General features: G+C 63.2%; 19 protein-coding genes. 10 read left to right on the forward strand and 9 right to left on the reverse strand.

Translation table 11 applies throughout. The features are described 5' to 3' along the window. The first annotated feature begins 92 nt into the window (after positions 1–92). On the forward strand, positions 93–911 hold the full coding sequence (locus F2P44_RS28535) for a helical backbone metal receptor (protein WP_167092229.1): 819 nt from the start codon (positions 93–95) through the stop codon (positions 909–911). A 98-nt stretch (positions 912–1,009) separates the two neighbouring features. Here F2P44_RS28535 and F2P44_RS28540 read toward each other — a convergent pair whose 3' ends face one another. The 3 genes from F2P44_RS28540 to F2P44_RS28550 form a co-directional block, all read right to left on the reverse strand. After that, a complete protein-coding gene (locus F2P44_RS28540) occupies positions 1,010–1,375 on the reverse strand; it encodes an HPF/RaiA family ribosome-associated protein (RefSeq protein WP_167092232.1) in 366 nt (121 codons plus the stop codon). A 161-nt stretch (positions 1,376–1,536) separates the two neighbouring features. Next, on the reverse strand, positions 1,537–2,031 hold the full coding sequence (locus F2P44_RS28545) for a GNAT family N-acetyltransferase (RefSeq protein ID WP_167092235.1): 495 nt from the start codon (positions 2,029–2,031) through the stop codon (positions 1,537–1,539). After that, the gene (locus tag F2P44_RS28550) at positions 2,028–3,299 is read right to left on the reverse strand and encodes an MFS transporter (protein WP_167092239.1); all 1,272 of its coding nucleotides are present in this window, start codon (positions 3,297–3,299) and stop codon (positions 2,028–2,030) included. Before F2P44_RS28550 ends, F2P44_RS28545 begins: the two co-directional genes overlap by 4 nt. Before the next feature lie 121 nt (positions 3,300–3,420). On the opposite strand from F2P44_RS28550, the gene F2P44_RS28555 reads away from it, so the two are divergent. Next, positions 3,421–4,032 (forward strand): lysophospholipid acyltransferase family protein, encoded by a 612-nt coding sequence (locus F2P44_RS28555; RefSeq protein WP_167092241.1) that lies wholly within the window; start codon positions 3,421–3,423, stop codon positions 4,030–4,032. Positions 4,033–4,070: 38 nt separating this feature from the next. On the opposite strand, the gene F2P44_RS28560 is transcribed toward F2P44_RS28555, so the two are convergent. Together F2P44_RS28560 and F2P44_RS28565 are read right to left on the reverse strand one after the other, a co-directional pair. After that, complete coding sequence (locus F2P44_RS28560; RefSeq protein ID WP_187363460.1) at positions 4,071–4,229, reverse strand: hypothetical protein; 159 nt, start codon at positions 4,227–4,229, stop codon at positions 4,071–4,073. A gap of 50 nt (positions 4,230–4,279) precedes the next feature. Next, positions 4,280–5,302 carry a CDP-6-deoxy-delta-3,4-glucoseen reductase gene (locus F2P44_RS28565; RefSeq protein ID WP_167092244.1) on the reverse strand — a complete coding sequence of 341 codons (1,023 nt, stop codon included), beginning with the start codon at positions 5,300–5,302 and terminating at the stop codon, positions 4,280–4,282. 203 nt (positions 5,303–5,505) lie between these two features. Between F2P44_RS28565 and F2P44_RS28570 the strand changes: the two genes are divergently transcribed. The 3 genes from F2P44_RS28570 to F2P44_RS28580 all read left to right on the forward strand — a co-directional run bounded on the left by F2P44_RS28570 (position 5,506) and on the right by F2P44_RS28580 (position 7,469). Continuing rightward, positions 5,506–6,393: an SDR family oxidoreductase gene (locus tag F2P44_RS28570; protein WP_167092247.1), complete on the forward strand. Its 888-nt coding sequence runs from the start codon at positions 5,506–5,508 to the stop codon at positions 6,391–6,393. A gap of 22 nt (positions 6,394–6,415) precedes the next feature. Beyond that, positions 6,416–6,619 carry a hypothetical protein gene (locus F2P44_RS28575; protein ID WP_167092250.1) on the forward strand — a complete coding sequence of 68 codons (204 nt, stop codon included), beginning with the start codon at positions 6,416–6,418 and terminating at the stop codon, positions 6,617–6,619. 583 nt (positions 6,620–7,202) lie between these two features. Then, positions 7,203–7,469, forward strand: coding sequence for a hypothetical protein (locus F2P44_RS28580; protein WP_167092253.1), 267 nt, complete (start codon positions 7,203–7,205; stop codon positions 7,467–7,469). Positions 7,470–7,669: 200 nt separating this feature from the next. Here the strand turns inward: F2P44_RS28580 and F2P44_RS34960 are convergent, their stop codons facing one another. From F2P44_RS34960 to F2P44_RS28595, 3 genes are all read right to left on the reverse strand, one after another. Next, positions 7,670–8,800: a glycine-rich domain-containing protein gene (locus F2P44_RS34960; protein WP_187363461.1), complete on the reverse strand. Its 1,131-nt coding sequence runs from the start codon at positions 8,798–8,800 to the stop codon at positions 7,670–7,672. Between the two features lie 287 nt (positions 8,801–9,087). Then, positions 9,088–10,902: a CHASE domain-containing protein gene (locus F2P44_RS28590; RefSeq protein ID WP_167092256.1), complete on the reverse strand. Its 1,815-nt coding sequence runs from the start codon at positions 10,900–10,902 to the stop codon at positions 9,088–9,090. A 230-nt stretch (positions 10,903–11,132) separates the two neighbouring features. Continuing rightward, positions 11,133–12,890: a glutamine--tRNA ligase/YqeY domain fusion protein gene (locus F2P44_RS28595; protein ID WP_167092259.1), complete on the reverse strand. Its 1,758-nt coding sequence runs from the start codon at positions 12,888–12,890 to the stop codon at positions 11,133–11,135. Positions 12,891–13,108: 218 nt separating this feature from the next. On the opposite strand from F2P44_RS28595, the gene F2P44_RS28600 reads away from it, so the two are divergent. The 4 genes from F2P44_RS28600 (at position 13,109) to F2P44_RS28615 (ending at position 15,650) form a co-directional block, all read left to right on the forward strand. Next, the gene (locus F2P44_RS28600) at positions 13,109–13,399 is read left to right on the forward strand and encodes a DnaJ domain-containing protein (protein WP_167092262.1); all 291 of its coding nucleotides are present in this window, start codon (positions 13,109–13,111) and stop codon (positions 13,397–13,399) included. A 75-nt stretch (positions 13,400–13,474) separates the two neighbouring features. After that, positions 13,475–13,978: a hypothetical protein gene (locus F2P44_RS28605; RefSeq protein ID WP_167092265.1), complete on the forward strand. Its 504-nt coding sequence runs from the start codon at positions 13,475–13,477 to the stop codon at positions 13,976–13,978. A gap of 2 nt (positions 13,979–13,980) precedes the next feature. Then, positions 13,981–14,760 (forward strand): hypothetical protein, encoded by a 780-nt coding sequence (locus F2P44_RS28610; protein ID WP_167092268.1) that lies wholly within the window; start codon positions 13,981–13,983, stop codon positions 14,758–14,760. After that, complete coding sequence (locus F2P44_RS28615) at positions 14,760–15,650, forward strand: hypothetical protein (RefSeq protein WP_167092295.1); 891 nt, start codon at positions 14,760–14,762, stop codon at positions 15,648–15,650. The genes F2P44_RS28610 and F2P44_RS28615 overlap by 1 nt, the downstream gene beginning before the upstream one ends. A 162-nt stretch (positions 15,651–15,812) precedes the next feature. Here the strand turns inward: F2P44_RS28615 and F2P44_RS28620 are convergent, their stop codons facing one another. Continuing rightward, the gene (locus F2P44_RS28620; protein ID WP_167092271.1) at positions 15,813–16,703 is read right to left on the reverse strand and encodes a LysR family transcriptional regulator; all 891 of its coding nucleotides are present in this window, start codon (positions 16,701–16,703) and stop codon (positions 15,813–15,815) included. A gap of 105 nt (positions 16,704–16,808) precedes the next feature. Between F2P44_RS28620 and F2P44_RS28625 the strand changes: the two genes are divergently transcribed. After that, positions 16,809–18,023 carry an MFS transporter gene (locus F2P44_RS28625; RefSeq protein WP_167092273.1) on the forward strand — a complete coding sequence of 405 codons (1,215 nt, stop codon included), beginning with the start codon at positions 16,809–16,811 and terminating at the stop codon, positions 18,021–18,023. Positions 18,024–18,244: the final 221 nt, after the last annotated feature.

An 18,244-nucleotide genomic window follows, 5' to 3' on the forward strand; every position in this document is an offset into this window, starting at 1 on the left:
GTCTCTCCGGTCAGGTGTGCGCCGCTATAACCATTGGCGTTCGCATCATATCAGTGTTCCAATAGCGTCATCCGAATCGAACCCGCCCCCACATGCACTTCACCGACGCCCTTGGCACCCCACACCGGCCCGACCCGGCGGCACGCATCGTGTCGCTGGTGCCCTCGATTACCGAATTGCTGTGCGAGCTCGGCCTGGCCGGGCAGCTGGTCGGGCGCACCGGCTTTTGCATCCATCCGGCCGACCAGGTCGCCGCCATTGCCAAGATCGGCGGCACCAAGGATGTCAACCTGGAAAAAATCCGCAAGCTCGCGCCCACCCATCTGGTAGTCAACATCGACGAGAATGAAAAACCGACCGTCGAGGCGCTGGCGCAATGCGTGCCCAATATCGTCGTCACGCACCCGCTGGCGCCGCGCGACAACCTGGCGCTGGCGCGCCTGATGGGCGGGATTTTTTGCGCCGATGACAAGGCCGCCGCCTGGTGCGCCGCCTTCGAGGAAGAATACGCGGCGCTGCGGGCGCTGCCCAAGGGCCGGCCGGCGACGCTGCTGTATTGCATCTGGAAAGATCCGTGGATGAGCGTCTCGGCGGACACCTACATCGCCCGCATGATGGCCGAGATCGGCTGGAGCGTGCCGCAACTGGACGACCCGTCGGGTAGCGCCGCGCGCTATGCGACGCGCTACCCGCTGGTCACCTGGTCCGATGAACTGGTGGCGCGCATCGACGGCGTGCTGCTGTCGACCGAACCCTACCGCTTCACGGACGTCCACGCGGACGCGCTGGAAAAACAGATCGGCAAGCCGGTGCATGTGATCGATGGTGAAATGATGTCGTGGTACGGCAGCCGCTCGCTGGCCGGATTGCGCTACTTGCGCGCATTGGCACAGTCGGCATCGATGTTTTGATCCTGCGCCAGCAAGACAGGCTGGCTGTCTTGCTGGCGTTGCCTCGGGCCAGCCTGCCGCGGGGGCAGGGCGCTGGCCCTGGCCGTGTTACTTCGTAGTTACTCGCTGACTTCGTCCGGCTCGGGCACCAGTTTCGGCGTTGCGTGCAGCTGCTTGTCGTGCAGGCGGCCCAGGGCGCTTTCGATAGCGCGCTTGAGTTTGTCCGCTGCGCCGGTGATGGCCTGGTGCAGATGCACCGAGTGGTCGCTCACGGCGATCGGCTGGTAGCCGGTCACGCGCGCTTCGAGCAGGCAGCGGTTGCCGCCGTCGGAGGATTTCTGGCTGTTCTCGTCGCTGAGGTGGACTTCAACACGGGTAATGTGTTCGCTAAAACGCGAAACGGCAGCGGTGACCACGGATTGGACATGATCGTCGAGGCCTTGATGACGTTCGATCGTTTTATCGGTATTGATGTTGATTTGCATAAGCTCACTCCCGGCTGTTCATAAAGGTACTGGCACAACCCTTGTTGACTTGCATGTGCTGCCTGGGCGCATTGCTGCGCCGCGCCAGGGTTGGCACATCGTTAAGCACACGGCCTATCTTACACCTTTGTTTGATATTGCTCAGCGCAAATGAAATCGGGTCATGCCGCCTGCCAGCGCAGGGCGTCGGCGTGGGTGTCGGCGCGCTCGATCCGGAAGCCCAGTCCCAGGTACAGGCGGCGCGCGCGCGGGTTGGCGTGGTGGACCGACAAGGTCAGCGGGAGGTCATGGTCGGCCGCAAAGCGCTGCAGCGCGCCCAGCAGCGCGCGGCCGGTGCCGCGCCCGCGTGCCCGCGGCAGCAGGACGATATCGACCAGGCGCAGCGCCGCGCGGCCATGGTCGACGACGATGCGCGCCACCGGCTCGCCAGCCTGGTGCAAGACCAGATACTCGGCATCCGGAAAGCGCGCGCGGTAATCGGCCGCCTGCAAGCGCTGCTGCATCGCGATCAGCGACGCCGCCAGGGCCGGGTCGGCGCTGCCTGTGCCGAGCAAATCCTGGCGTGTGGACGCGTACAGGCGCGCCAGGAAGGGCGCGTCGGCTTCCACCGGCGCACGCGCAGCGAAGGCCCGCAGATGGGCGGCCAGCGCGCTCACGCGCCGGCCTTGCCGTCGCGCAGCGCCGTCTCTTCCTTCTCGTGATGAGGGAAACGGTCCATGCGTGACAGGACCGGGAACTTGAAGATCCAGATCGCCGTGACCGCCAGCGTGGCGGCGCCGCCGAACAGGATCGCGCGCGTCAGCCCGAACCAGCCGGCGGTCAGGCCCGACTCGAATTCGCCGAGTTCGTTGGAGGCGCCGATGAACACCGCATTGACCGCGCTCACGCGGCCGCGGATTTCATCCGGCGTCTCGAACTGCACCAGCAGATGGCGCACGTACACGCTCACCATGTCGCCGGCGCCGAGCAGGAACAGGGCACCCAGGGCGACCGGGAAACTCGCGCTCCAGCCCAGCACCAGGGTCGCCACGCCGAACACGGCCACGCCGCCGAACATCCACGTGCCGACCCGGCGGCGGATCGGATAAAACGCCAGTGCCACCGAACACAGCGCGGCGCCGACGCCCGGCGCGGTGCGCAGCAAGCCCAGTCCCACCGCATCGACCTGCAGCACATCGTGCGCATAGGCCGGCAGCAGCGCCGTGGCGCCGCCGAACAGCACCGCGAACAGATCGAGCGAAATGGCCCCCAGCATGATCGGGCGCGACCACACGAAGCGCAGGCCTTCCAGCACCGTGTGCCACGTAGCGGGCTCCTTGTTGACGACCTGGGGCGCGCTGTGGGTCATCGACATCAGGATCACCGACAACACCAGCAGCGTCGCGGCCGCCAGATACACCGTGGCCGGCCCCGTGATGTACAGCAAGCCGCCGAGCACCGGACCGGCGATCACGGCCACGTGAAACGCCGACGAACTCAGGGCCACCGCCTGGCTGAAATGTTCATCCGGCACCATATTACGCAGCACCGCCTGGGTGGCCGGCATCATGAATGCGCGCGCGCTGCCGAACAGCACCAGGATGGCAAACACCGGCCACACCACCGCCACCCCGCTCGCCGTAAAGGCCAGCAACATCAAGCCGCACAGCAACTGCGTGAGCAGGCACAGGATAATGATGCGGCGCCGGTCATAGCGGTCGGCCGTATGGCCGGCCAGCAGGATCAGCACCAGGAAAGGTGCGAACTGGGCCAGGCCGATCAGGCCCAGGTCGAACAGGCTGCCCGTCATTTGATATACCTGCCAGCCGATCGCCACGCTCTGCATCTGCACCGCCAGGGTCCCCAGCACGCGCGCGGCCAGGTAAAACGAGAAATTTCGGTGGCGCAAAACACTGAAACCGTTGGACGGCGGCATCACAGGCATAGGAACTTTCGGGACTGGCTACGCGGGTAGGGTAAAATGATTCTTTCTGGAATCAGCATGGCATTGTGCCCGATGTTTCCCGACCCTGCTGGCTGTGCCGCTTCCTTGCCGTTATCGTTTTATGCAGAACACCATATTTGAAACACCTGTCGTCAACACCTTGATGAGAGGATTCTCGCTCCTGACGCTGCGGCTGATGGGGTGGCGTACCGATGGGCTGACGCCGGAGCAGATTGCCGGCTATTCCCGGTACGTGCTCATCGCCGCGCCGCACACCAGCAACTGGGATTTCCCGATCACGCTGATGGTGTGTTTCGCCTTGCGTTTGCGGGTGTACTGGATGGCCAAGTCGAGCCTGTTTACCTGGCCGATCGGGTGGTTATCGCGCTGGCTGGGCGGCATTCCGATCGACCGCACGGCCTCCAACAACACGGTGCAGAACACGATTGACGCGTTTGCCAAGCGCGAGCGGCTGGCGGTGATTGTTGCGCCGGAAGGCACGCGCGGCAGGGTCACGCACTGGAAGACCGGTTTTTACCACATTGCGCACGGCGCCAACGTCCCGATCGCGCTTGCCTTCCTCGACTTCAAGCGCAAGACGGGCGGCATTGGCTGCATGTTCCACACCACGGGCGACATCACGGTCGATATGGTCGAAATCCAGCGTTTCTACAGCGGCGTGACCGGCAAAAACAGCGACCAATTCGACGCCTCCGCAGTCAAGCGTAAATAATCCTACAACCGGGGTCAGAGCTCTAAATTGAAATCTTTCTAATTAGAGCTCTGACCCCGGTTAAGCAAGCGGCGCGCGCCTTCCTGTTTCCACAGCACCACCATCACCAGATAGTGCGGATAGCTCAGGTGCAGCCCGGCCAGCAGCGGCTTGTAGCGCTGTGTCATCTTCAGCGAGGTCGATACAGCTTGAAGCACAGTTGCTGGTCGAGGACGAGGGGGCGGCCACGGCGGTTCCCGGGTGCGAACTAGGCCAGGTCGGCTTCACTGGTGAAGGCGTCGGCGTAGAACTCCTCGGCCGGCAGCCCGCATTGCGCGACATACTCGCGCCGCGCAGCCTCGACCACCACCGGGGCGCCGCAGGCATACACCTGGTAGCCGGACAGGTCCGGCAGGTCGTGCATCACCGCCGCGTGCACGTAGCCGGTGCGCCCGCTCCAGTGGTCTTCCGGGAAGGCGTGCGAGACCACCGGTACGTAGCGCAAGTGGGGCAGGGTGGCGGCCCATTCTTCGCACAGGGCGTTCATGTACAGGTCGCCCGGGCGGCGTCCGCCCCAGTACAGGCTGACCGGACGGGTGGAGCCGAGGTGGATCAGGTGCTCGACCAGCGCCTTGACCGGCGCAAACCCGGTGCCCGAGGCCAGCAGCACGATCGGCTTGTCCGAGTCTTCGCGCAGGTAAAACGTGCCGAACGGGCCTTCGAAGCGCAGGATGTCGCGCTCCTTCATGGTGTTGAACACTTGCTCGGTGAACAGCCCGCCGGCCATGTAGCGGATGTGCAAGGTCAGCGGACCGGCCAGGCTGGGGGCGCTGGCCATGCTGTAGCTGCGCCGCTTGCCGTCGCGCAGCATGAATTCGATGTATTGCCCGGCGCGGTAAGCCAGCGCTTCATTGGCCGGCAGTTGCAGGGTGATGATGGCCACGTCCGGCGCGACTTTCTCGATGCTGGCCACGCGCGAGGGCATCTTGCGCACCGGATAATCGGTGCTGCCGCCGACTTCGCGCGCTTCGATCACCAGGTCGGCGGACGTGGTGGCGCAGCAGAACAGCGAGAAGCCGGCGGCTTTTTCTGCGTCGCTCAGGGCGCGCTGCTGGTGCGCCTTGTGCGCGACCGTGCCGGAAACGACCTTGCCTTTGCAGGAACCGCAGGCGCCATTCTTGCAGCCGTAGGGCAGGCCGATGCCGGCGCGGATCGCCGCCGCCAGCACGGTTTCGTCCGCTTCGCAGGCAAACTGGTGGCCGCTGGGCTGGACAGTAATCTGAAACGTCATAGTGTTATCGTCATCAAGAAGAACTACATGGTCGGGGTTGATCGCGCCGCTACGGTCGCGAGCAACGGGTGCGGGTATTTTACATGTTCCGCTGCGCTGGCCGGGTGCGCCAGGGCCGCCGCCACGGCCAGCGGCGGACCCTGCCGACGCTGCGCTTATCTTGTATATTGTGTGGCTACGCCATCGACGACAAACAATTCCACATGACCACCACTTCCCCCTTCAAGCGGCCGCGCCTGCTCATTCTCGGCTGCGGCGATGTCGGCATGCGCCTCTTGCCGCTGGTGCGCGCGCGCTTTCGCGTGTTCGCCGTCACCAGCAACGCCGGGCGCTGCGCCGAACTGCGCGCGGCCGGTGCCATTCCCATCATCGCCGACCTCGACCAGCCCGCCAGCCTGCAACGCCTGGCCGGCCTGGCGGACTGGGTGGTGCACATGGCGCCGCCGCAGACCGACGGCACGCTCGACCGCCGCACCCGCCATCTGTGCGCGGTGCTGCCGGCCGGGGCGCGCATGGTGTATATCAGCACCACCGGCGTGTACGGCGATTGCGCCGGCGAGCTGATCGATGAAACGCGCACCGTGGCGCCGCGCAATGCCCGCGCGCTGCGCCGGGTCGACGCGGAACGGGTGCTGCGCGCCTGGGCCAGCCGCAGCGGGGCGCGCCTGGCGATCCTGCGCGTGCCCGGCATCTATGCGCGCGAGCGCTTGCCGCTGCGCCGCCTGGAGCAGGGCACGCCGGCGCTGCTGGCGTCCGAGGATGTCTTCACCAATCACATCCACGCCGACGACCTGGCGCGCATCGTCGCGCTGGCCTTGTACAGGACATTGCCCGGCCGCATCTATCACGCGGTCGACGATACGCACATGAAAATGGCCGATTATTTCGATACCGTGGCCGATGCCTTCGGCATGGCGCGCCCGCCTCGCGTTGCGCGATCGCAACTAGTTGCTTCGGTATCGCCCATGTTGCTGTCGTTCATGTCCGAGTCGCGGCGCATGAGCAATGCGCGCATCAAGCGCGAACTGGGGGTGCGCCTGCGGTATCCGCACCTTGCGCCTGCGGTGGCGGCGATGGCGCTGGTAAAATGACGGTCCCCACTAAGGAAGCACGATGACCTACGAAGAATACCTGGATGAAGTAACCACCCTGATCACGGAAAAATTCAATCTGAGCGATGCCGCCGCGATCAAGCTGGTCGTAAAAGCGCAGGACGCGGATTTTTTCGTCGAACATGACGAGAAGGAAGCCATGCGCACGGTCGACCGCGCGCATCAGGATGCCAAAACCCTGTATCTGGCAAGCCAGAAGAAATAGGGCGGAAAGCGGCTTGTCAATGGGCGCATACTTACGCTCGTTTGACGGCCATCAAGTTCTGGCGTCGGCGTGGCCGTATTGTGTGCAGTGTCGTCCCTCAATTGCTGACTTGTGCCAACTGCCATGCCGCATCGAATCATTCAGCCTACCAAAGAACAAGTGCGCGCCTACATGGCGAGGCGCGAAAGCGCGCGCCGTCCGCCGCCCCCTCCCGACGAGATCCGCCGCCAGCTGGGCTGGCGCCTGGTACCCACCGATAGTGAGCGCTTGCTCGTTCAATTCTATCTGATTCCCACCAATTACAGCTGTTTGGCCACCCAAGTGGCTCTGGACTGGCTGTTTGCGCCTGTCCGGCGCGCCGCCCGCCGGCGCAATTCTCACCAAGTATTGCCTTAAATACAAACTTAATTGAACTAAAGTTCTACTGGTTGAGCGAATGTCAACACATAGGTGTATGATGCACGCCTATGCAAGCACAGCCGCATATTCGGGCTGTTTTTGCCAGTACCGCTTACTTAATCGACTGTAAAGACAGCGCACCGGCGAATATGCCACGGGTGCGAATTTGGAAAGATTCAATCACATGACCAATCGCAGATTTCCGGAAGATCCGACCTACGATCCGAATAAAGTGCTCGATGCCATCATTGAGCGCTTGCAGCTCAAAAACGACGCGGCCCTGTCGCGCGCACTGGAAGTGGCGCCGCCCGTGATCAGTAAAATCCGCCACCGCACCTTGCCGATTGGCGCGACGATCCTGTTGCGCATGCATGAAATCAGCGATTTCAGTATCCGGGAATTGCGCGCGATGATGGGCGTGCCCGCAGTGAGCATCAATATCAACGCCTGAGGCTGGGCAAAAGAAAAGGGGCACTGTGTGTGCCCCTCGACATTGCAACCGGATCGCTTCAGGATCTTGCGGGGCGTCCGCCCAGGTCATCGACCTCGTGCGCGCAACCGCCTCGCCATCCCTCTTTCTTGCCGCTCGCATTGTCGTTCGAATCAACGGCCCTGCGCGTGTTCCAACCCGCAGTGCCTTCCAGCCCATGCTTACGCCGGCTGCGGATTGCCGTGCGCGATAGACTGGATCAGCGCCGCCGTTGCCGCGCTCACGCGCATGGCATGGGCTGCCGCGGACGGCTCGACGGTGCTGGACGCCGCCGCGCCGACGCCCGGTAGTCTCGTCTTGACGCACCACGCCGACTTGAGCGCAGCGGGAGTGCCCTTGACGCACCACGCCGACTGTAGTGTAGCCGGGGCCGCCTTAGCGCACCATGCCGCCGTGCGCGCAGCGGGAGCTGCCTTGACGCACCACGCCGATTCGAGCGCGGCGGGAGCCGCCTTTGCGCACCATGCCGACGTGAGCGCAGTGGGAGCCGCCTTTGCGCACCACGCCGATTCGCGCGCAGCGGGAGCCGCTTTTGCGCACCACGCTGATTCAAGCGCAGCGGGAGCCGCCTTTGCGCACCACGCCGATTCGCGCGCAGCGGGAGCCGCTTTTGCGCACCACGCTGATTCGAGCGCAGCGGGAGCCGCCTTTGCGCACCATGCCGACGTGAGCGCAGCGGGAGCCGCCTTTGCGCACCACGCCGATTCGAGCGCAGCGGGAGCCGCTTTTGCACACCACGCCGATTCAAGCGCAGCAGCAGCAGCCTTGGCGCACCACGCCGACTTGTGTGCAGCGGGAGCGGCCTTTGCGCACCACGCCGATTCGAGCGCAGCGGCAGCCGCCTTGGCGCACCACGCCGATGTGGGCGCTACCGGCGCCGCCTTGGCGCACCAGGCTGCGGCGCGCTGGCCATACGGCTCGTCGAATACCTGTTCATACAGATCGCGCATGCGGTCGGCGCCCGCTTGCAGCACTTGCGCATCGTCGTGCGCGCCGCTCATGCCAACGTACGGGTAGTGGTGCAGGAAGTAGCCAAACGCTTGCTCGCAGTCTTTCGCGTACTTCATCGTGTCCAGGATATGGTAGTGCCAGAAAATATCGACTTCCACCAGTGGCGAGGTGTCTTCTTCAGGGAACGCTTTCATCAGATACAGGAAACGGCGATATTCCACTTCAACGGCCTCGGCTTTTTCCAGGGACCAGCCTTCGCCGGATTCCACGTGCATGAGCTTCATTTTGATCGGTTCCAGATCGAGTTCCGAGATTGCTTTGATTGCGTCGTTGGTCATCATGATTAAGCCTCTTTTTTAGAGTTGTGATTGATTTATGTGCTACATCCCTGTTTGATCCTGCGGGTGCTACGGCTGTTGTAAAGCAATCGCCTCCTTCCTTTCCTCTGGTAAATCAATTGCCCGATTACATTGATTTCCGTTACTGTTTGAGGATGTTGCGCCGGTCCAAACGCCGCTTCTTGACTTAGCTCAATCATTAATTGAGGTAATTCCTAGCGGATACCGGATGCTCCGACTGTGCCGCAGGTCATTCAAGAGGATTCTGTTTAGGACAATGCCTGGCGTCATCAGACAAACGCGGCATGCGATTCGTTTTTGCCGGATGCGGTGTCGGCCGGGCCGCCACGCGAAGGTTCGTTGTGCAGGGGCACGCTGACGCACACCGTGGTGCCGTCGCCGCCGTGGCTGGAGATGGAAAACGAGCCGCCGAGGATGCTGATCCGTTCTTCGATGCCGACCAGGCCGAACGAGCCGACCTTGCCCTGTTCGCCGGCTTGCAGGCCGATGCCGTTATCGGTCACCGTCATCGACAGGCGATTTCCGCTGAGCTTGAGTTCGACGCGGACCCTGGTCGCTTGCGCATGGCGCACGATATTGCTCAGCGACTCTTGCAAGATGCGGAAAAAGGCCGTGGCGGCATGGTCATTGAGCGCGACTTCCTTCGGTTCATCGATCAGTTCGCAGGCGATGCCGGTGCGGCGCTTGAATTCGGCGATTTGCCATTCGACCGCCGCCGACAAGCCCAGGTCGAGCACGTTCGGACGCAAGTCGTTGATGATCTGGCGCACGCTCTTGATGGTGGCGTCGATCTGCTGCAAGGTCGAGCGCGCGCGTGCGTGCAGGCGCGGATGGCGCTCGCGCGTGCGCGAACTGAGCATGTCCGCTTCGATGCGCAGCGCCAGCAGGTTTTGCCCGAGGTCGTCGTGGATTTCGCGCGCGATGCGCTTGCGTTCGCCTTCCTTGATCTGGTCGGCGTGGGCCGCCAGACGGCGCAGGTTCTGGTGCGACAGTTGCAGCTTGGCCTGGCTATCGCGCAGTTCGCGCGTCATGCCCTTGGCCATCTTGATGGCGCGCCGGCGCGACGAGGTCAGCGCATGGAACAGCGCGTACAGCAGCATCGAGCTGACCGAGCCGGCCATCAACGCCAGCCAGGGCGCGAATTCCTCGAAGGCGGTGTACATTTCGGTGGTGTCGACGCTGAAGGTCGCATCCCACGGACGGCCGTTGAAGTCGATCGGCAGGGTGGCGCTGAAGCGGCTTGGCGGCATCAGGAACGGTGCCAGCGTATTCTCGTCGGCCGGATGGCTGTCGAACAGCACGCGTCCGCGCCGCCGGTCGACCCCGATTGCGTTATCGACCAGGGTCATGCGCACATTCTTGATGGGAATTTCATCGATCACGCCCTGCACCAGCTTTTGCACGCTAAAGGCGATCCCGACCGTGCCGATGTAGGCTGCACGGCGCTGCTCGGTGGTGGTGGTGGGAGCGTGCGGCTTGTACACCGGCAGCCGCATCGCCAGTCCGGTGCGCTTCGGTCCCGAGATAAACGAGACCGGCATGCCCGAGGGGATCAGCTTGCCGGTATCGCGCATGCTGGCCAGCGTGTCGTGCACCAGGGGATTGGCGAGCAGGTCGTAGCCGAGCGTGGCGGCCCAGGGTTCTTCCGGCTCGGTAAAGGTGACCACGGTGTAGGTCGGACGGTGCCCGGGCGGCTTGATCGCAAACGCTTCCGGCGCCAAACCGTCGGCCACGCGCTCGTCGCGCATGCGCCGCAGGAAGGCGTCGCGCTCGGCATCATGCACCAGCTGGGCGTAATTGATGTTTTCGATGGCGGGGAAGTTGCGCGTCACGTCCAATCCCTTCACATAGCCATGGAATTGATGGCGCGTGAGTGGCTCGCTGATCTGGAACAGGCTGACCGTGCCGCGCAACACGTGGGTGTACGACTTGATGCGGGCGCTGATGGTATTGCGGGCGTTTTGCGCCAGGCCGGCGAAACGGGTGCGCGAATCGGCTTCGATAGAATTGGCGGTCGCAAAGTAAAGCACCATGCCGACCGCCAGCGAGAAGGGCAGGCCAACCCATAGGGCAGGACGTGCCATAGAGAATGTTTTTATAGTTGTCTTTAAAGTAAGCATTGCGCGTTGCATTCCTTTCGGTAGCCGCAAATGGCGATGCATTGTTTGATCAACATTAACCGGAAGTAAGTTGTCAGAATACCTAGTCGAGCTGATAGGTATGGAGATCGGAAAAGTCTGAATATCGAAAGAATCCCACCACAGCAGTGAGCAGGGCGGGATTCGGGGGAAAAAATGTCGTGTTTTGGCAACGTTTATTTAACCCAGCTATCTTTCAGCGTGGTAACTCTGTTAAATACCGGCTTGCCTGGCGTGGAATCGACACGGTCGGCGACGAAGTAGCCGTGGCGCTCGAACTGGAAGCGCTGGTCCGGTTCGGCCGCGCTCATGCCCGGTTCCAGGTAGGCGGTGACCACTTCCAGCGCGTTCGGGTTGAGGAAGGGTTTCCAGTCGCGTCCGCCGGCATCCGGCTGCGCCTCGGTGAACAGGCGGTCGTACAGGCGCACTTCGGCTTCCAAAGCGGTCGCGGCGCTGACCCAGTGAATGTTGCCTTTGACCTTGTAGGTGTTCGAACCTTCGGTGCCCGATTTGCTGTCTTCAAAATACTTCACGTGCACGGCGGTAATGTTCCCGTCGGCATCTTTGTCGACGCCGGTGCACTCGGTCACGTAGCCGTGGCGCAAGCGGACCCGGCTGCCGGGAGCGTCGCCGATTGGCGGGAAGTACCGGAAGTATCCCTTGCTCGGCACTTCCATGAAGTCATCCTGTTCGATCCACAGTTCGCGCGTGATCGGGAAGGTGCGCAGGCCGCGCTCCGGGAAGTGCGGGTGCACGGGCGAGCTGCATTCGACCGATTCGCCTTCCGGGAAATTGTCGATGATCAATTTCAGCGGACGCAGCACGGCGGTGGCGCGCGGCGCCTTCGGGTCGAGGTCGTCGCGCAGGCAGCCTTCCAGCGTGCTCATGTCGATCCAGCCGTCGGCCTTGGACACGCCGATGCGCTCGCAGAACAGCTGGATCGCTTCCGGCGTGTAGCCGCGCCGGCGCAGGCCGACGATGGTCGGCATGCGCGGATCGTCCCAGCCGGTGACGATGCCTTCGTCGACCATCTCGCGCAGCTTGCGCTTGCTGGTAACGACGTAGGTCAGGTTCAGGCGCGCGAATTCGTACTGGCGCGGCACCGGCAGCTTGAAGAAGCCGCCTTCGGACAGGGTGGCCAGCAGCCAGTCGTAGAACGGGCGGTGGTCCTGGAATTCGAGGGTGCACACCGAATGGGTGATGTTTTCCAGCGCGTCCGAAATCGGGTGCGTGAAGTCGTACATCGGATAGATGCACCAAGCGTCGCCCGTGCGGTGATGGTGCGCATGGCGGATCCGGTAGATGGCCGGGTCGCGGTTGGTCATGTTGGGCGAGGCCATCGAATCGGCGGCCATCTTGATGCGCAGGATGTGTTCGCCGTCCTTGTACTTGCCCGCTTTCATGTCGCGGAACATGGCCAGCGATTCTTCCGGCGTGCGTGCGCGGAACGGCGAATTGACGCCGGGCGTGCCGAAGTTGCCGCGGTTTTTCTTGATGTCGTCGGCGCTCTGGCTATCCACGTAGGCGTAGCCGGCCGTGATCAGGTATTCGGCCATCAGGTACAGGCGCTCGAAATAGTCGCTCGCGTAGTACAGGTGGCTCTCGCCCTGCTGTTCCCAGCTGAAACCGAGCCACTTGACGCTGTCGATGATGGTGTCGACGTATTCCTGTTCTTCCTTGGCCGGATTGGTATCGTCGAAGCGCAGGTTGCAGCGGCCCTGGTAGTCGCGCGCCAGGCCGAAGTTCACGCAGATCGATTTGGCGTGGCCGATGTGCAGGTAGCCGTTCGGCTCCGGCGGAAAGCGGGTAATTACTGGCGGCAAGCCCTCGCGCACGTGGGTGCCGGCGGCCAGGTCGTTCTCGACGATGGCGCGCAGGAAGTTCGGCGACGGGGCATTCGCAGCCGGCGCCGCAGGGTTTTTTTCGTTGCTCATGGAGAAATGCTTTGCGAATGATAGGGTTGCGTCATTCTAACGCAATGCGTATATATTGCGTTAGTGGCCGCGGTCTCGTTCGGGCACGCGCTCTCCTATGGCATCCCTGACGCAATGCGTATATCGCCCATCCCCCGGCGCCCGCACCGTCGTTCCGCCCGGCCGACGCCGTTCTATAGGATAATCTCGCTTTATAGTTTCGGCAGCAGGAGTTTCCCGTGGACAATTTATACACCATCCTCGGCGTGGCGCCGAATGCGACCGACGACGAGATCAAGAAGGTTTACCGCTCGCTGGCGATGCGTTTCCATCCGGACCGCAACGACGCCCCCGGTGCGGAAGTGCGTTTCAAGAGCATCACCAAGGCTTACGACATCCTGTCCGACCCGGCCAAGCGCGAGGAATACAACCAGAGCGTCAACCACCGCATCATCATCGATGCGGAAGAAGAGGCATTTGCCTTGTGGCGTTCGCTGTTCAGCCTGAATGGCGTGACCTTGCCGGCGTAAGCGCCGCCCCCCTATCCGCGCCAAGCTCCACGCGCAGCACATCAGCAGTCATACGCACCACAACAGGACCAGAAAATGAGAAAAGTACATCCCGAATTTGCCTACCAGTCGCGCGAACTCGGCGGCCAGATCGACGGCATTTTGGGCGACCCGCCGAACCGCAAGAACTACGACATGATGCTCAATGCGCTCGTGGGCGAATACGCCGGCGGCGGCGGCATCGAAGACGTCAACATGATGAGCTTCGCGCTGGTCGATCACATCACCTTCAGCAATCCCAAGGGCTTGCTGGTGGAAGCGGGCGACTACGAAGGCGGCAGCCCGGAAAAAGTGTTCGCCATGGCCGCCTGCGAAGGCGAAGCCGAAGCCATGTACAGCGCCATGACCGGCAAGCACCCGGAACTGGCGCGCCAGGCCATCATCACCGCTTTCCTGTTCAAGCATCCGCGCCTGTGGGACGAAGAGGACGAATCGCTCGAACAGCTTTCGCGCGACGATGACGGCGACGACCGCCATGACGACGAAGACGACGGCGTCACCGACGACTTCGCCCAGATGTTCGACCAGGAAGGAGATTGAGCATGAGTGAAAATAGCAATCTGCCGGCGCTGTCGAAACAGATCAGCGAACTGGTGCTGGCCGGTTCGCTGGCGCATGCCGAGCATGCGTTTTCCGAAGCGGTCGAGCAGCATGGCGACCTGGCCGTGGTCGAGGTGCTGGCGACGCTGGCGCCCCAGGTCACGGCCTTGCACCTGTCCGGTTTCGACGGCGGCAAGACCTCGCTGGCCACCTTGCTGGTGCCGCCCAAGGCCTGGGCCGACAGCCTGGCGTTCTTCGCCGCGACCTGGTCGGACGACATGATCGAAGACGACCCTGAACGCGTCGCCGAAACCCTGTTCGCGCACGTGCACGGCATCGTGTTTTCCGCCGACGAACCGGAACGCCGCCAGGAGCTGCTGGCCGAAGCCTCGGCCACCGACCACGGCGCGACCGTGTTCGCGATCCTGTTCTCGATGGCGCCGAAGGAAATGCTGGAACTGGCCGGCGAAGTGCTGGCCAAGGGCCCGTACATCACCAGCCAGACCTCGTCCGACAGCGACGTCGCGCCGCTGGCGATCGAACTGGCCAAGGCCAGCGAAGATGGCTGGGACCGTGCCCTGTTCGAGCTGTTCCCCGACTTCCGCCACAGCGGCGACATCGCCGACGCCGAGTACAACGACGACCCGGACGAAGAGCAGAAATTCCTGCAGCGTTCGACCAAGGAATTGCTGTACCGCTTGCGCAAGCAGGTGCCATCGTCGCGCAGCAATGTGCCCAAGCGCGGCGTGCGCAAGAGCATCGGCACGGGAATCTTTTCGTGATGGAGGCGGCGCAAAACACGCTGCCCGCGATTGTCGTCGAACGCCTGCCGCGGCTGGTGCGGGCGATCCGCTGCCTGTCCGCGCGCGAGATCGGCGACGAAACCGTGATCCTGGCCGACGAACTGGCCGGCATCACCGCCATGGTGGCCGAAAAGTTCACCAACGACCGCACCGCCGACGGCATCCAGAAAGCCTTGCTGCTGACGGTGGGCTGCGTGTCGCTGGGGCTGGAACATGAGCTGATGCACGAAGGTGACGAAGCGGCGCTTGATTTTCTGATCGAGCATGGAGCCGAGCACGCGTTCCAGGCGGGCTTTCGCATGGTGCGCGACCTGGCCGCCTTGCCCGAGGATTCGCTGGTGGGCGAGTACGACCAGGACCCGGTGTACGCGCAGCGGCGCCTGAAGGATTTGTTCGTCGACATCTGCAGCGCCGATCCGCATCAGAACTGGGCCGGGTACGAGAAGTTCGAGGTGCAATACAAGCAGCGCAAGGCGGTGCAGGCGATCGTGCGCGCGGCCGGCTGGCTGCGCCGCCATCATTACGCGGGGCCGATCAACGACGCCGACCTGAACGCGGAAGGGGTGATTGCGGTAGCGATCATTTTCGCGATCGAGGGAGGCGGGCGGATCGTGGCGCGCACCGGGCAGGCCGATTTCGAGCGCCTGGTGAAATCGGTACGCAAGAACAAGCCCGATTATGAAGAGGGCTGGGCGGCGCTGATGAAGCAGGTGCCGGCGCAGCACCAGCCGGTGATCGCGGAGCGGATCGCGTCGTATCGGACCAATTGCACCGTCATCCAGAAAATCCGAACGCGCACGGCGATGAAGACCTTGTTCGCGGAGTTCGAGAATTACGCGGGGTCGGAGCTCGATGCCGATTACGGCTAAGGCCGGATCCCGGGATTGATTAGCACCGTTAGCTTTTAGACCGTCTTTCCCGCGAAGGCGGGAATCCATAGCAGGTCTGAACATAGATGCCATGGATTCCCGCCGGTGCAGCCTTGGCGCGGAAAATCATGTCTGCCAGTGGCAGGAATGCTATGCGGACAGCTACACCGCAACCTCACTCGCCAACGCCAAAAACGCCTGCACCAACGGTGCATGCTCGCCCTTCCTCTGCGCCAGCAGCAAAGTCGTCGTCGCCGCCGGATCGAGCAAGGGCCGATAACACACCCCATCCATCCTGATCCGCTCGAACGACCCTGGCAGCACCGACACCCCGCACCCCGCAGCCACCAGCCCGATAATCGTCGACGCTTCCCCCGCTGTCTGCTCCACCCGCGGCACGAAGCCAGCATCCCTGCACAGCCTGAAAATCTGCGGATAAATCCCCGTCCCCGCGCTATGCGGATACATCACGAACGGCAGCTCGGCCATCTCGCCGATCGCGATCGCCTTCTTGCGCGCCAGGGCCAGGCCGGTCGGCAGCACCGCCACCAGCGGGTCTTCGCGCAGCGCCGTCAAGCCGATGTTCTCGGGCAGACCATTCTCAGGCGGGCGCACGAATCCCAGATCGAGCTCGCGCCGCGCCAGCGCGTCGAGCTGCGGCACGGTGGCCATCTCGTGCAAGGTCAAGGTCACCGCCGGATACTGCTGGCGATAGCGGTTGATCACATTCGCAAACAAGGGCGTGAGCGGCGTCGAAAACGTGAACCCGATGCGCAGCTCGCCCGCCTCGCCGCGCTCGGCCCGGCGCGCGGTGGCCGCCGCCTGCTCGGACAAGGCGACGATGCGGCGCGCATCGGCCAGGAACAAGCGGCCAGCTTCGGTGAGCCTGACCCAGCGCTTGCTGCGCTCGAATAGCTGCGCGCCGACGTCCGCTTCCAGCATCTGGATGGCGTGGCTGAGCGGCGGCTGGCCGATGTGCAGGCGCTCGGCCGCGCGCGTGAAATGCAGTTCTTCGGCCACGGCGATGAAGTAGCGGAGCTGGCGAAATTCCATGGCTGTAATCGATTTAGTGTATTAGAAACGACTTAAATATATATTGGACGGTATTAAAGCGCAAACCTAAGATGGCTCCAGTTTATTCACTTCGGGTCGCCCATCATGTCTTCCAGTGCCGTCACCGCCGGTTCGCCCGCCTTCAAACGGATCAACCGCGCCATGCTGTGCGGCGGCTTTTCCGCCTTCGCGCTGTTGTATTCGGTGCAGCCGCTGATGCCCCTGCTGGCGCACCAGTTTGCGCTCACGCCCGCCCAGAGCAGCTGGTCGCTGTCGATTGCGACGCTGGCGCTGGCGGTGTCGCTGGTGATCAGCGGCGCACTGTCGGACCGCATCGGTCGCAAGAAGCTGATGACTTTCGCGCTGGTGGGCGCCGCCGGTTTCACGGTGCTGACCGCCATCGCCCAGAACTACGCCCAGTTGCTGGTGCTGCGCGCCTTGCTCGGGTTTTCGCTGGGCGGCATGCCGGCCGTCGCCATGGCTTACCTGAGCGAAGAGATCGAGGGACCGTCGCTCGGCCTGTCCATGGGGCTCTACATCAGCGGCACCGCGCTCGGCGGCATGGCGGGGAGGGTGATCGCCTCGGTGGCAAGCGACCATTACTCGTGGCGCCTGGCGCTGGGGCTGATGGGCGCGGCCGGTTTGTACGCCGCCTGGGAGTTTGCGCGCAGCCTGCCGGAGTCAGGCAATTTCAGGGGCGGCAAGCCTGGCCTGCGCGGTTTGCTGGAAGGCGCCCGCACCCACCTGCGCGACGATGGCATGCCGTGGCTGTTTGGGCTGGGTTTCCTGGTGATGGGCGTGTTTGTGAGCCTGTATAACTACATCGGCTACCGCATGCTGGCCGCGCCGTTTAACCTGAGCCAGAGCGCGGTGGGGGCGCTGTCGGTGCTGTATCTGATCGGGATGTTCAGTTCCGTGTGGGCCGGCCGCTTGGCCGACCGGATCGGACGGCGCAATGTGCTGTGGATGGTAATGATGATCATGCTGGCCGGGCTGCTGCTGACATTATCGAGCCATCTGGTGCTGATTTTGGCGGGTATGAGCTTGTTCACGTTCGGGTTTTTCGGCACCCATTCGGTGACCAGCAGCTGGGTGGGACGGCGGGCGAGGGCGCCGCAAGCGCTGGCGTCGGCCATGTACCTGTTCTTTTACTATATTGGGTCGAGCGTGATCGGGTCGGTGTCGGGGCTGGTGTGGAGCGCGGCGGGGTGGAATGGGGTGGTGGGCCTGCTGGCGCTGGCGCTCGGCCTGGCGCTGGCGATTGCGCTGCGTTTGCGCGGGTTGGCGCCGATTGAGGCGGTCAACTTGAAGGTCGCGTAAGCGCACCGTTTCCTGCGCGGGATCGACGGTTGGGGTAATTTTTGTGGTACCTCACACGCAATCCGACACGGGGCATATGGTGATCGACAGCTCCCGTTAAGGGTTGTCCGATGCCGGCCGCCGTCACAGACTCAAACTGATGCACGCAAGCGTCTCCGGCCGGCGTTGGGCAAGCCGCGAAGGAGGAAACCGCGGGATGTGTCGTTGTCGTCAAGCTGTGC

This window comes from Massilia frigida (genome assembly GCF_011682175.1).
Classification (GTDB): domain Bacteria; phylum Pseudomonadota; class Gammaproteobacteria; order Burkholderiales; family Burkholderiaceae_D; genus Telluria_A; species Telluria_A frigida.